Source organism: Thermodesulfobacteriota bacterium (assembly GCA_031082315.1).
In the GTDB taxonomy this organism is placed as follows: Bacteria; Desulfobacterota; QYQD01; order QYQD01; family QYQD01; genus QYQD01.
This window is the reverse complement of sequence record JAVHLC010000002.1, coordinates 116,803-130,367: the sequence shown is the minus strand read 5'-3', so window position 1 is coordinate 130,367 and position 13,565 is coordinate 116,803. Positions and strand designations below refer to the sequence as shown.

10 protein-coding genes are annotated in these 13,565 nt (G+C 49.0%); 8 read left to right on the top strand and 2 right to left on the bottom strand.

Annotated features, from left to right (window positions below; genetic code table 11):
* The first annotated feature begins 42 nt into the window (after positions 1-42).
* Both atpE and RDU59_02480 read left to right on the top strand, forming a co-directional pair.
* A complete protein-coding gene (atpE, locus tag RDU59_02485; protein ID MDQ7837342.1) occupies positions 43-411 on the top strand; it encodes an ATP synthase F0 subunit C in 369 nt (122 codons plus the stop codon).
* 93 nt (positions 412-504) lie between these two features.
* Positions 505-1,137 carry a redox-sensing transcriptional repressor Rex gene (locus RDU59_02480; GenBank protein MDQ7837341.1) on the top strand — a complete coding sequence of 211 codons (633 nt, stop codon included), beginning with the start codon at positions 505-507 and terminating at the stop codon, positions 1,135-1,137.
* Here the strand turns inward: RDU59_02480 and uvrA are convergent.
* Both uvrA and pdxA read right to left on the bottom strand, forming a co-directional pair.
* A complete protein-coding gene (gene uvrA, locus RDU59_02475; protein ID MDQ7837340.1) occupies positions 1,120-3,945 on the bottom strand; it encodes an excinuclease ABC subunit UvrA in 2,826 nt (941 codons plus the stop codon). The two genes, RDU59_02480 and uvrA, sit on opposite strands and share 18 nt — an antisense overlap.
* 206 nt (positions 3,946-4,151) lie before the next feature.
* Complete coding sequence (pdxA, locus tag RDU59_02470; GenBank protein ID MDQ7837339.1) at positions 4,152-5,147, bottom strand: 4-hydroxythreonine-4-phosphate dehydrogenase PdxA; 996 nt, start codon at positions 5,145-5,147, stop codon at positions 4,152-4,154.
* Between the two features lie 192 nt (positions 5,148-5,339).
* Between pdxA and hpt the strand changes: the two genes are divergently transcribed.
* From hpt to ahbC, 6 genes are all read left to right on the top strand, one after another.
* Positions 5,340-5,861, top strand: a complete 522-nt coding sequence (gene hpt / locus RDU59_02465) for a hypoxanthine phosphoribosyltransferase (GenBank protein ID MDQ7837338.1) — start codon at positions 5,340-5,342, stop codon at positions 5,859-5,861.
* Positions 5,862-6,064: 203 nt separating this feature from the next.
* Entirely contained in the window at positions 6,065-6,634 is a 570-nt protein-coding gene (locus tag RDU59_02460; protein MDQ7837337.1) for a DUF4390 domain-containing protein, read from the top strand.
* Positions 6,635-6,638: 4 nt separating this feature from the next.
* Positions 6,639-8,870 (top strand): ATP-binding protein, encoded by a 2,232-nt coding sequence (locus tag RDU59_02455; protein ID MDQ7837336.1) that lies wholly within the window; start codon positions 6,639-6,641, stop codon positions 8,868-8,870.
* A gap of 21 nt (positions 8,871-8,891) precedes the next feature.
* Positions 8,892-10,268, top strand: a complete 1,377-nt coding sequence (locus tag RDU59_02450) for a sigma-54 dependent transcriptional regulator (GenBank protein MDQ7837335.1) — start codon at positions 8,892-8,894, stop codon at positions 10,266-10,268.
* Between the two features lie 242 nt (positions 10,269-10,510).
* Positions 10,511-12,283: an AAA family ATPase gene (locus RDU59_02445; GenBank protein MDQ7837334.1), complete on the top strand. Its 1,773-nt coding sequence runs from the start codon at positions 10,511-10,513 to the stop codon at positions 12,281-12,283.
* Positions 12,284-12,371: 88 nt separating this feature from the next.
* Positions 12,372-13,565, top strand: a complete 1,194-nt coding sequence (gene ahbC / locus RDU59_02440) for a 12,18-didecarboxysiroheme deacetylase (GenBank protein MDQ7837333.1) — start codon at positions 12,372-12,374, stop codon at positions 13,563-13,565.

Below are 13,565 nucleotides of genomic sequence, written 5' to 3'. Positions count from 1 at the left end.
GGCAGTATATAAACTCTTACATAGAAAGGGGGGATATTAGAGATGAAAAAGGCGCTATTGGTATCTTTACTCGTGATTCTCACCATGGGCGTGGCTTCTGTTGCTTTTGGTCAGGAGACGGCTGACGCCAAGACGGCGGGGTTAGACTTCTTCATTTGGACGGTCATAGCCTCGGGTAGTTGTATCGCCGTTGCCGCTTTTGGTGGCGCTCTTGGACAAAGTGCGGCCATTAAGGCAGCCTGCGAGGGTATAGCCCGCAACCCGGAAGCCTCCGGCAAGATCACGGTTACCATGATTATCGGTTTGGCACTGATCGAGTCCTTGGTTATCTATGCCTTGGTTATTTGTTTGATCATGCTCTTTGCCAACCCGGCGACCAGTAAGGTATTGGCCTTAATGGGTCTGGCTTAAGAAGGTTTTTTTCTTTTAAAAACCGGGGTTGTATTTTTTTACAGCCCCGGTTTTTGTTTCTAGTAAAATAACGCCCCGGAGTTACCTCCGCGCATGAAATATATAAAGATTCCGCCTGCCACCATTTACAGGCTGTCCAGGTACAGCCGAAAATTAAGCCTATTGTCAAGAGAGGGACTGGAGGTCGTATCATCAGAGAAACTGGCCGCCGAGTGCGGTGTTAACTCGGCTCAGTTGCGTAAAGATCTGGCATACTTTGGTGAATTTGGTGTAAGAGGGGTAGGTTATTATACAGGGCATTTGTTACAGCATATAAGAAACATCCTGGGTCTGGAAAAAGAATGGCGGCTTGGCCTTTTTGGCGTGGGAAATCTAGGTCAGGCATTGCTCCACTATCCAAATTTTATTAACCAGGGATACCGGTTCGTTGCCGCCTTTGACGTCGATCCTGGTAAGATAGGGCAGACCTTAGTGTCTGGATTAGAGATCTCAGATATGAAAGATATTACCGAAGTCGTGAGTCGAGAACCTTTCGAGATCGGCGTCATAACTACACCGGCTGGCGGGGCGCAACAAGTCGTTGAACTGGCTATTGAGGCCGGGGTAAAAGGGATTTTAAACTTCGCCCCCGTTATCCTCCGGGTACCTGGAGATGTTGTTGTTGAATATGTTGATTTTACTTTAAGATTAGACTCACTATCTTATTATCTATCTAACAGGGGCTAACACCTTTCGTAAAAACTGGCCGGTATATGACCGCTTCAGGCGGGAAATCTCTTCCGGAGTGCCGGAGCCTACCACCCGGCCGCCTTCGTCACCGCCTTCCGGTCCCAGATCAATGATATAATCAGCCGTCTTGATCACGTCCATATTGTGCTCAATAATAACCACCGTATTACCCGCTTCGACCAGTCTATTAAGCACCTCAAGCAGCTTGTGTACGTCTGCCGGATGTAATCCGGTTGTAGGTTCGTCCAGGATATAGAGGGTCCGTCCGGTGCTACGCCCGGATAGTTCCCTAGCCAACTTGACCCGCTGGGCCTCACCACCGGAAAGTGTGGTTGCTGACTGCCCAAGGTGAACATAGCCCAGACCAACTTCACGCAGCACCTTCAACCTGGACTTTATAGCCGGTATATTCTGAAAAAACAGATAGGCTTCGTCCACGGTCATGTCCAAGACATCGGCTATGGTTTTGTCTTTATATCTTATCTCCAGGGTCTCCCGGTTATAACGCTTACCGCGGCAGTTCTCACAGGTCACATACACATCCGGCAAAAAATGCATCTCTATTTTAATCAGGCCGTCGCCGTCACAGGCCTCACAGCGGCCGCCTTTAACGTTAAAACTGAACCTCCCGGCCTTGTAGCCCCGTGCCCTGGCCTCTGGTGTACGGGCAAAAAGCTCACGTATCGGCGCAAAAAGTCCGGTGTAAGTAGCCGGATTGGACCGCGGAGTACGCCCGATAGGGCTTTGATCCAGGTCGATAACCTTGTCTATAAACTGTAATCCGTCAATCTTTTCTACACGTCCCGCTCTTTCCTTTGAATGGTACAACCTCTGTGCCAACGCCTTGTACAAGGTATCGATAACCAGGGTGGACTTTCCTGAGCCGGATACGCCGGTGACACACACCATCTGCCCCAGGGGAATTTTTACCGTAATATTTTTCAAGTTATTTTGAGAAGCCCCTACCGCCGTAATATACCCGTGCGCCAAGGTGCGCCTCTTGGCCGGTATGGGAATGGCTAGCCGGCCGGATAAATACTGCCCGGTAAGGGATGCCCCGGCATGTAGCAGTTCTGCCGGCGTCCCGGCAAAAATCACTTCGCCGCCATGCTGGCCTGCCCCCGGCCCCATGTCGATAACATAGTCGGCAGAGCAAATTGTTTCAGGATCGTGTTCAACCACCAGCACCGTATTGCCCGTATCCCGCAGTCTTTTCAATGTAGCCAGAAGCCGGGCATGATCGCGCTGATGCAGGCCGATACTCGGCTCGTCCAGTACGTAAAGGACTCCCACCATCTGCGAACCGATTTGTGTGGCCAGACGGATGCGCTGGCCTTCGCCGCCGGACAAAGTAGCCGATGTCCGGTTTAAGGTCAGGTAATCCAACCCTACCTCTTTAAGAAAAGACAGGCGACTGTTTATCTCCCTTAATATGCGCCTGGCAATCCCGAATTCCTTTTCCGTAAGCGGCAGACGTTCAAATACCTGTATAGCCGTTTTAATGTCCAGATTCACTATCTGATCTATAGTCCAGGGACCAACCCGTACCGAAAGGGCCTCTTTCCGGAGCTTGGCTCCCTTACAAACCGGGCAGGGTTGTTTGTTCATATATTGCTCAATCTCCTCCCGGGCTGACCGGGAGGACGTCTCACGGTAACGACGTTCAAGCTGCGGAATTATCCCTTCGAATGGTTGTCTATAGAAGTGACGGCGTCCGTCCTTATCATAAGAGAATGATATCTCCTCCCCATTAGAGCCATAAAGCAAGATTTTTTTGGCCTGATCGGGAAGGGCCTTGAAAGGGGTGTGGATGTCAAAGTGATAATGTCCGGACACCGATTCCAGTATTTGTATAAAATGAACGCCGTGCCGGTGCGACCAAGGGGCGATGGCGCCTTCACGGAGCGACAGATTGGGGTTGGGAATAATCAAATCGGGATCGCAAAATTGACGGGCGCCCAGTCCGTCACAGGCCGGACAGGCCCCGCGGGGATTGTTAAAAGAAAAAAGCTGCGGGGTCAATTCCGGCAGACTGATCCCACAATAGATACAGGCCTGTTTCTGGCTAAAAAATATTTCCTCCTCTTCGTTCACCTGCACCAAGGCGATACCTTCAGATAGTTTAGTGGCAAGGTCGAGAGAATCGGCCAACCTTCTCTCGAGGCCTGGCCGGATAACAAGACGGTCAATTACCGCCTCAATAGTATGCCGCTTGTGCTTATCAAGGACTGGACTTTTTTCCAGGCTTAAAATCTGGCCATCGACCCTGGCCCGGACAAAGCCCTCTTTCCTGAGCCGCTGCCAGACGTTTTGATGCTCTCCCTTTTTCTGCACTACTATCGGGGCCATGATTATTATCCGGCCTCCTTCGCTTAGCCGCATAATGGAATCAACCATTTGATCAATGGTCTGAGTCTGGATCTCGCGGCCGCACTGGTAACAAACAGGCCGGCCAATGCGGGCAAAAAGGAGCCGCAAATAGTCATAAATTTCCGTTACTGTGCCTACTGTAGAACGAGGGTTTTTACTGACTGTCTTTTGCTCGATGGCAATAGCCGGAGAAAGGCCCTCAATGGATTCGACATCCGGTTTATCCATCTGCTCCAGAAATTGCCGGGCATAAGCCGACAGGGATTCTACATAACGACGTTGCCCTTCGGCGTAGATGGTATCAAAGGCCAGGGTGGACTTGCCGGAACCGCTTAGGCCCGTTATAACGGTGAGCTTATCGCGGGGGATGGTAACGTCTATGTTCTTGAGATTATGTTGCTTAGCGCCCCTTATGATTATATTCTCAGAAGCCATATATGCCTTTACATACTATTTGCAGATGAACGCAGATTGTCACGACGTTAAATATGACGCTCTCGTAACAATTAAAATGTTACCGCGAGCTCGCGGAGAACGCTGAGATAACATATTGGATGTCTCACAATCTTTCTCTGCGGACTCTGCGTTCTCAGCGGTGAAAAAGCGTTTCTGCGGATATCGACGAAAATCTGCGTCCTAATTTAGTTGCGATGTCCAGCCATCCGGGCGGCTAACCTGAGCGCGGCCAGAAGGCTGGATGGATCGGCCTTTCCGCTGCCCGCCAGGTCATAAGCCGTTCCGTGATCTACAGAAGTGCGAATAATGGGCAACCCTAAGGTTATGTTTACCCCGTCCTTGAAATGTAATAGTTTTAAAGGGATAAGGGCCTGATCATGATACATGGCGATGACCGCAGCGAACTCTCCCTGGCTGGCTCTATAAAATACAGTGTCAGCCGGAAACGGCCCGGCGGCATCTATCCCCAACCTCTTAGCGGCATCAATAGCAGGGGCGATTATTCTGACCTCCTCATCCCCAAAGAGACCTCCTTCTCCGGCATGCGGATTCAAGGCCGCAACGGCAAGCCGGGGTTGTTCCAGACCAAAATACCGGCGCAATGCCGAATCCGTAACTATCAGGTTTTCCAGTATCTTTTCCCGGGTCAACCGGGTTGCCACGTCCCGGAGGGGCAGATGGATGGTTACCGGCACTACTTTTAGCCTGTCGCCCGCCAGCATCATGGCGTACTCTTTCTCACCTGTTTTTTCTGCCAGGAGCTCTGTATGGCCCGGGTATTCATACCCCGCCATGTGCATGGCCTCTTTATTAATGGGGGCGGTGGTTATAGCCTGGACGCGGCCGGAGAGGGCCAGCTCAATAGCCCGCAGGATATAATTAACCATAGCGGCGCCCGTTCGGGCAGTCGGCCGGCCATAAACACACTGTGCGGAATCCAGCCCAGAAACTGGAAGGAGAAAGATTTTTTCAGGTCGATCGCCCTGTCGAAAGGTGCGCCCGATTTGCTCAATATCGGCCTCCTTTATTACGCTTATGTCTAAAGAGACGCCTGTAGTCTTAACCGCCCGTTCCATGATAGCCCGATCCCCCACCACAACAGGCCGGCAATAGGTATATACCTCATGTAAGGCGAGAGAACGGGCGATAATTTCTGGACCGATCCCCACCGGACAACCCATAGTCAAGGCAATAACGGGTAGCGTCAGCTTCTTAACTCCTTAATGGTTTTGAATATATCAATTTAAAAAATCAGATGCTTAATGTCAATGTCCGTTTCTACTCTTGTCAAGCCCTATAAAGCATAAGTTGACAAGTGTTCGCCTTTATTCTAACGTGAGCATCTGATTTTTGTCTATAAACAGGGAGATCCTATGTATAAAACGCAGCTCGTGTTTACCCGGGATGTAATCCAGAAGAGGATCAAGGAGTTAGGGAAAGAAATCTCCAGGGACTACGCCGGCCGTGAACTGGTATTAATCGGTGTATTAAACGGCGCTTTTGTTTTTATGGCTGACTTGATGCGTTCTCTGGATATCCCGGTTCAGGTTGACTTTGTACGTTTGGCCAGCTATGGCTCCAAAACAGAATCCACCGGCGAGGTCAGGTTCACCAAAGATATCGAGCTGCCTATTACCGATAAAAATGTCCTGGTGGTGGAAGACATTATAGATACCGGTCATACGCTGAGTTATTTTAACGACATAATAGCCCTTCATAAACCGCGTTCAATCAAGGTTTGCGCCCTCATAAGTAAGACCGGACGACGAAAAACACCCATTGTTATAGACTACGTGGGCTTTGAAATGGAAAGAGGTTTCCTGGTAGGGTATGGCCTGGATTACAACGAGAATTATCGTCACCTGCCGGATATTTGTTCCATTACCATGAGCTAGTTTCCATCCGGAAATCCAAGGATTCCGGATGGAGCAATCAGCAATCAGCGTTCAGCTTAACGTGTTGTTTGTCTTAGTTTTTGCTGAAAGCTGAATGCCGACAGATGAAAGCGTGAATAGACCGGATAGACGAAAAGGTGTTGCAATTCACTATGCTATTAGTTAAATTTTCCAAAAACACACCTTATTCTGCCTCATAACTTATGAGAAAAACAATTCATCATAGCTGGTGTCGCCTGCTTGTTATTTTTGTGGTCCTGTCCGTGTTTCTTACGCCATCTCTGGAGGCCAAGGATATAAAGTTAACCGATGTCATTGTAAACAACTCAAGCAATGAACTGCTGGCCTTTTTTAACGTTCGAAACTGCTTCGATAGCGATACCAGGAAGGCCCTTATGAATGGCCTTGCGATAAGACTTACCTTGAATATCCGTCTTTACCAGGTCTATCATCTTTGGCCGGACTCCCTCCTGGCCTCGCTGGATATGGAGCACAGTATTCGCTATGATGCGCTGAAGGAGGAGTTCTTTGTTGATTTAGATGGTAAGAAGCTTAGATTTAGGGAAGCGGCCAGGGCCCAGCAAGCGGTAAGCGAAATAACCGGGATACCGGTTATTGCCTTAAAGAAACTCACCCCAAACAATCTCTACCAGCTCCAGATAAGGGCCATCCTTGAGAAAGAGCCTACTTCCTCTGCATTTCATTATATAATCTCTTTGTTTTCTTTTTGGGATTCGGAGACAGATAATTATAGCGTAGAGTTTAAATACTAAAATAATGACTGAAACACCGGATATTCAGAGCAAGGAAAGGAAAAGACAGAAACGGGAAAGACTGATTATTCTGATTACGCTGGTCTTGATTATCGGGCTGGCCTTTCTGGGCATCAAGGTCTTACATCTTTCTCCGTCCAGGGTTTTTGGCGGGAATATCCTCCTTTTTGCCGTCATAAATATCAACCTTATCCTCATTCTTCTTCTCATTTTTTTGGTTCTAAGGAGTGTGGTCAAGCTTATCTTTGAACGGCGTCACAACATACTGGGGGCTAAGCTGCGCACCAGGCTGGTTGTGGCTTTTGTCTTGTTTGCCCTGCTGCCGACCACCTTTCTCTTTTTTATTTCATTGCAGTTCATAAATACGAGCATTGATTATTGGTTTAATGTACGCGTAGAAAAGTCTCTCGAGGACTCTTTAGAAGTAGGGCGTACATTTTATAAACAGGTCGAGGAAAATGTAATTACCCATGCCGACCGGATGAGCAGAGAAATCACCCGGTCCGGGTTGATGTCTGAAGCGGCCCGGGGCGAGCTCACCCGTTATCTGCGGGCCAGGCCGGAAGAGTTTCACCTTGATACTGTGGAGGTTGTTCTCCCTTCGTATGAAGAATTAGCCGGTTACCGGCGGCCGGGTGTAGGAATGTTTGAACTGGCACAAATTTCCTCAAAAACATTGAGACGCTGTCTCAATGGCGAAAGGGGTATTGTCGATACCTTTACCTCCGCTGATGGTGATTTAGTGAGGGGATTTGACCCTATTTTTTCATCTGCCGATGGGAATGATGTTATCGGTATCCTGGCCGTCGGTATTTTTGTCCCGGCCGGCCTTACCGACAAGATGAAGAATATAGCCGGGGGCATTGAAAACTATAAGCAGTTAAAGCTCCTTAAAAATCCGATCAAGATCAGCTTAATTATTATTCTTTTGATCATCAGTCTGATTATCGTTTTTTCCGCGACTTGGTTTGGCTTTTACCTGGCCAGAGGCATTACCGTCCCTATTCAGCATTTAGCCGAAGGGACGCGTCGCATTGCCGGAGGCGACCTTGATTTTACTATCGACGTCCGGTCAGAAGATGAGGTCGGAACCTTGGTGGAGTCGTTTAACAAGATGACCGCTGACCTCAAGAGAAGTCACTCCGAGTTGGAAAGGGCCGGCGAAGAACTCCAAAAGAGTTATCTGGAGTTGGAACAAAGGCGGCGCTACACGGAAATAATCCTGAGGAATGTGGCGGCCGGTGTCGTTTCCATTGATAATGACGGCCGCATCAGCACCATGAATAAATTTGCCGAGGAATTGTTCGGGTTACGCCACGGAGACGTTGTCGGCAAGACCTATCACGAATTGGCTACGCCGGGGCAATTAGCTATAATTAATGCCCTGTTGGAGGAAGCCCGGCGGGCCAAGAAAGGTTCCGTACAAAAGTCGGTTCGAATTACGGCCGGCAACAGGGGACTTTCCCTCCTCATTAACGCCACGGTTTTGAAAGATGACGTCGGGAATAATATTGGCATGGTCATTGTTTTTGATGACCTGACTCAATTAGAAAAGGTCCAGCGGATGGCGGCCTGGCGTGAAGTGGCCAGGCGCATAGCGCATGAAGTAAAGAACCCTTTGACCCCGATACAATTATCGGCCCAGAGATTGCGTAAGAGATATATTGAGAAGTTGGCCGATGACAGCAAGGTGCTCGATGACTGTACCAGGACCATCATTAACCAGGTAGAGGAATTGAAACGACTGGTCGATGAATTTTCGCTTTTTGCCCGCCTGCCGGCGACAAATCCAGCCCTGAATAATTTAGAAGGCGTTGTTGAGGAAAGCATAACCCTATATCGGGATAGTCATAAAGATATCGACTTTGTCACCAGGGTGCATCAACCTATTCCCCAATTTTACTTCGACCGCGAGCAGATCAAACGGGTCATGATCAATCTCTTTGATAATGCGCTTGCCGCTATGGAGGGTCATGGTAAAATTGAGACAGATCTTTTTTATGACAGTTCTAATCCGCCTATGGTAAGGATTGAAGTCAGTGATACCGGTAAGGGGATCGCCCCCGGAGACAGAGAGAGGCTATTTGAACCTTATTTTTCAACTAAGAAAGGTGGGACGGGTCTGGGATTGAGTATTGTAAGCACTATTATCTCGGATCACAATGGTTATATAAGGGTGCAGGACAATGAACCCAATGGGGCCAGGTTTGTTATTGAACTGCCCTTGCAGGTATGAAAGGACGTATGGGTTCGGGATATGGCCAAACGCATATTGATAGTTGATGATGAAGTTAGCATCCTGGATTCCCTGGGCGGGATACTGGAGGACGAGGGATTTGAGCCTGTCCGGGCGCAAAATGGCGAGGATGCTCTGGGCCGGTTAAGCGAGACAGCGCCGGATTTAGTGCTTTTAGACGTGTGGATGCCTCCGGGCATAGATGGGCTGGAAGTGCTCAGAAGGATCAAGCTCGATTATCCATTTCTCCCCGTAGTGATAATGTCCGGCCATGGCACGGTGGAGACGGCAGTCAAGGCGACTAAGCTGGGGGCGCATGATTTTATTGAAAAACCGCTTTCCCTGGAAAAAGTCGTTCTAACTATAAATAATACGCTTGATTTCAGCCGGTTAGAAGAGGAAAACCTTCTTTTACGCCAGCGGGTAGGGCGTAAACCGGAACTCACCGGGCAAAGCGAGGCGATGCTGGAGTTAAAGAGGCAGATTGTCCTGGTGGCGCCTACTTCGGCCTGGGTATTGATAAAGGGGGAAAACGGGGTAGGCAAGGAGTTGGTATCTCATGCCATACACAGGCAGAGCAAGCGAGCGTCCCGGCCTCTGATCGAGGTAAACTGCGCGGCCATCCCTGAAGAACTTATTGAAAGCGAGCTTTTCGGGCATGAAAAGGGCTCCTTTACAGGCGCTACCAACATGAGGCGCGGCAAGTTTGACCTGGCCAACGAAGGCACACTCTTCCTGGATGAGATCGGCGATATGAGTCTTAAGACCCAGGCCAAGATACTGCGCATCCTGCAGGAGCAAAAATTTGAACGGGTAGGCGGGACAAAGACCATAAATGTTGATGTGCGGGTCATCGCCGCATCGAACAAGAACCTTGAGGAAGAGATTAACAAAGGGAATTTTCGTGAGGATCTTTACCACCGATTAAATGTAGTGCCGATCGAAGTCCCCCCGCTAAGGGAGCGGTTGAGCGATATTCCCCTTTTAGTTAAGGAGTTTTTGTCTGAATTCGCTTCGGATGGCGGGTTAAAGCACAAAGAAATAAGCGATGGCGCCCTGCAATTGCTCGCTGCCTATCATTGGCCCGGAAATGTCAGGGAGTTAAGGAATGTTGTGGAAAGATTGGTGATTATGTCCCCGGGCGCACTTATTACAGAGAAGGACGTCCCTTCTTCGATACGGGGGACTAAAGCGGTAGAAAAGAAGACAGGCGATATGTTTGCGTTCGGGACGTTTAAGGATGCCAAGGCCCATTTTGAGCGCGAGTTTATATTGCATAAACTGGCTGAAAATGACGGCAATATCTCCCAGACGGCTGAAAAGATAGGTCTGGAGAGAAGCCACCTCCACCGCAAGATGAAGGCCTTAGGCATGGACAGTGTAAAGTCCGGGCAATAAAAATAATTTGAAATATGGGCAGTTAGTGACTATATTGATAAGCATAAGAGATTTTGGTAACAATTTAGCGCTTTAAAAAATGCGCTAAATCTCATTGCAACATGGAAAATGTAAAATTTCGGACAAAAACCATCAACATTTTGAATTTTGCACTTTGAATCTTGCATTTTGAACTGAAGTTTAGCCAGTTTTTCAAAAGGCTAAACTGATACAGATTTTGTATAAGACCTGGTAATTTTAAGATGGGAAACGACAAAGAATATAATAATGTTCCTGACCAGAAGGAATTAGAAAAGGAGCTGGCGGAGTATCTGTCCAAAAAATATGGGGATAAGGTGCGTATTCTCTCGCCGGTCGTCCTTCCCAAACCGGGCTCGTCTGAATCCGGGGGCAATAAGACCTTAAGGGGTAGGGATATTATCCTGAATTTTAATATCAAACCCAAAGAGCTTGAGGCCTACCTGGATGAATATATAATCAAACAGGAGGAGGCCAAGGCTATCCTGGCTACCAAGGTCTGCACCCACTTCAGCCGTATTAAGTATGCGCTGGAGCATAAGAGAGATACGGAGGTGGGGCAGATCAAGAATAACATCATTATGATCGGGCCTACCGGTGTAGGGAAGACCTATATGATAAAGCTGATCGCCGGGAAGCTCGGCGTGCCTTTTGTTAAGGGCGATGCGACTAAGTTCAGCGAGACCGGTTACGTGGGCGGTGATGTGGAAGACTTGGTTCGTGACCTTGTGCAGGAGGCGGGCGGGGATATGGAGCTGGCCCGGTATGGTATTATTTATATCGATGAGATAGATAAAATTGCTTCCAGCGCCCACCATTTAGGCCCGGATGTCTCACGCACCGGGGTTCAGCGCGCCCTTCTGAAGCCGATGGAAGAAACAGACGTAGATCTCCGGGTTCCCCACGATCCTATCGCCCAGCTTGAGGCTATAGAGCGTTATCGGAAGACCGGCAAACGGGAAAAAAGGACGGTTAACACCAGGAATATCCTTTTCATAGTGAGTGGCGCCTTTAACGATCTGGCGGATGTTATCAAGAAGCGCCTGACTGATCAGGGAATCGGTTTCGGCGCGCCTATTACTTCCAAGAGTGACAGGGTCGATTATTTGCGCCATGTTAAGGCGGAAGACCTTATTGAATGCGGGTTCGAGTCAGAGTTTGTGGGCCGATTGCCTGTAGTAGCGGTTTTCGAGGAATTACACGTGGAGGACCTGTACAATATCCTCAAAAACCCGCGCTGCCCGGTGACAAAAGGTAAAAAGCACGATTTTAAGGCCTACGGTATAGACATAACATTTGAAGATGAGGCATTACATATTCTGGCTGAGAAGGCCTATGCAGAGAAGACGGGGGCGCGGGGATTGTCCAGAGTCGTAGAACAGATCCTTTTAGGATTTGAAAAAACCTTGCCTTCAACCTCGATTCGTTCCCTGGTTGTCACCCCGGAGATGGTTAAGAACCCGGTTGCGGAGTTGGATCGTTTGCTTGCCAGCCCGGATGATCCGGTCTATAGCGAACGTTACCGTCAGGCCCGGGAGAGAGAATTAAATATTATAAAATCAACCATAGTGAAACGTCAAAAAGAAATCTTTGACAACCGTGGGCTGTCTGTCACCCCGTTCAGACTGCGGTATCTGGCCGAGTTATGTTTGACCAAGGATATTGATATACAAGCCTCTGTGGAAGAGCTTATATTTATAGCTGAGGAAATAAAAGATTATGAAGCCTCTTTTCTGGATAAATATGGCGTAAAGATCATCTTTGAAGATGAGGCTATCGACCAGATAATCGGACAGGCCTGGCAGGAAGGCAGCACGGCTTATGTTGTTTGTAACAACCTGACCGAATCATACAGGTATGCCTTGAGAATAATTCAGGATAGGACCGGGCAAAACGTTTTTCATCTTCCCACCGAGGCGGTGTCCACCCCGGAAGGATTTATCAGCCATCTGATCAAGGAGTCCCTTGATAATTCTTTTGGTAATTCCTCAAAATAGGTCAAAAAATACAGGAGACAGAGGCCAGAATACTGATAACTGAAGGCTGAAAGCCAATTTTTTAAAACGAAGGAGCATTTAGAAAAATATGATCGGTATATCTAAACTTTATTGCGGTACGGTGGAGCCGTCTGACGCCTTGCGCTATGGCAGACACTCCGGGAAGCTGCCCTCGCACCTTCTCCAGTTTTCGGCAGACAAAAAGCCGGTGGTGGTCTGGAATGCCACCCGGCGTTGTAACTTAAAGTGTGTGCATTGTTATGCCCAGGCGGACAGTGTGGGCGCACCGGATGAACTCTCCACGGCCGAAGGGAAGAAACTGATCGATGATCTAAGCCAGTTCGGCAGTCCGGTCCTTCTTTTCTCCGGCGGCGAGCCTTTTATGCGTCCGGATCTGCCTGAGCTTGCGGCTTACGCCGTGGAAAAAGGCATGCGGGCCGTAGTTTCTACAAACGGCACGCTTATCGGCAAAGACATGGCCAAGGTATTGAAGAAGATCGGCCTCTCTTATGTGGGTATAAGTCTTGATGGTATGGAAGAGGTCAATGACCATTTTCGTGGGGTTAAGGGGGCCTTTGCCGGGGCCATGAGGGGTATTAGAAATTGTCGGGAAGCTGGTATTAAGGTAGGGTTAAGGTTTACCATAAATAAACTTAATGCCGCCGAGATACCGGCCATTTTTGACCTGTTAGAACAGGAAGAAGTCCCGCGGATCTGTTTTTATCATTTGGTTTATGCGGGCCGGGGCAGTAAGCTGGTCGAAGAAGACCTTGCTCACGAAGAAACCCGGCGGGTAGTGGATATTATCATCGATCGTACCGCCGACTTGCACCGTCGAGGTAAGCCCAAAGAGGTGCTGACGGTGGACAATCATGCCGACGGGCCTTATGTCTATCTGCGTATGGTAAAGGAGAATTCACCCCGGGCTGCCGAGGTCCTGGAATTACTTGAAATGAACGAGGGGAATAACTCCGGCCGGGGTATCGGCTGTGTAAGCTGGGACGGGAGCGTCCATGCGGATCAATTCTGGAGGCATTACTCATTTGGCAATGTCCGCCAACGTCCGTTTAGCGAGATCTGGACGGACTTATCCAATCCGCTTATGGCGGCCCTTAAGAATAAGAAGGCCCATGTCAATGGCCGCTGCGCCCGGTGTAAGTGGTTGGATATCTGTGCCGGTAATTTCCGGGTAAGGGCTGAGGCCGTCACCGGGGATATCTGGGCGCCGGACCCGGCCTGTTATCTGACGGATAAAGAAATCGGGATTGCCGAGGAGGCTTAG

Excerpts from the sequence above, each read along its gene's own strand:
- atpE (MDQ7837342.1), top strand. The coding sequence starts at position 43 with ATGAAAAAGGCGCTATTGGTATCTTTACTCGTGATTCTCACCATGGGC.
- RDU59_02480 (MDQ7837341.1), top strand. The coding sequence starts at position 505 with ATGAAATATATAAAGATTCCGCCTGCCACCATTTACAGGCTGTCCAGG.
- uvrA (MDQ7837340.1), bottom strand. The coding sequence starts at position 3,945 with ATGGCTTCTGAGAATATAATCATAAGGGGCGCTAAGCAACATAATCTC.
- pdxA (MDQ7837339.1), bottom strand. The coding sequence starts at position 5,147 with ATGGGTTGTCCGGTGGGGATCGGTCCAGAAATTATCGCCCGTTCTCTC.
- hpt (MDQ7837338.1), top strand. The coding sequence starts at position 5,340 with ATGTATAAAACGCAGCTCGTGTTTACCCGGGATGTAATCCAGAAGAGG.
- RDU59_02460 (MDQ7837337.1), top strand. The coding sequence starts at position 6,065 with ATGAGAAAAACAATTCATCATAGCTGGTGTCGCCTGCTTGTTATTTTT.
- RDU59_02455 (MDQ7837336.1), top strand. The coding sequence starts at position 6,639 with ATGACTGAAACACCGGATATTCAGAGCAAGGAAAGGAAAAGACAGAAA.
- RDU59_02450 (MDQ7837335.1), top strand. The coding sequence starts at position 8,892 with ATGGCCAAACGCATATTGATAGTTGATGATGAAGTTAGCATCCTGGAT.
- RDU59_02445 (MDQ7837334.1), top strand. The coding sequence starts at position 10,511 with ATGGGAAACGACAAAGAATATAATAATGTTCCTGACCAGAAGGAATTA.
- ahbC (MDQ7837333.1), top strand. The coding sequence starts at position 12,372 with ATGATCGGTATATCTAAACTTTATTGCGGTACGGTGGAGCCGTCTGAC.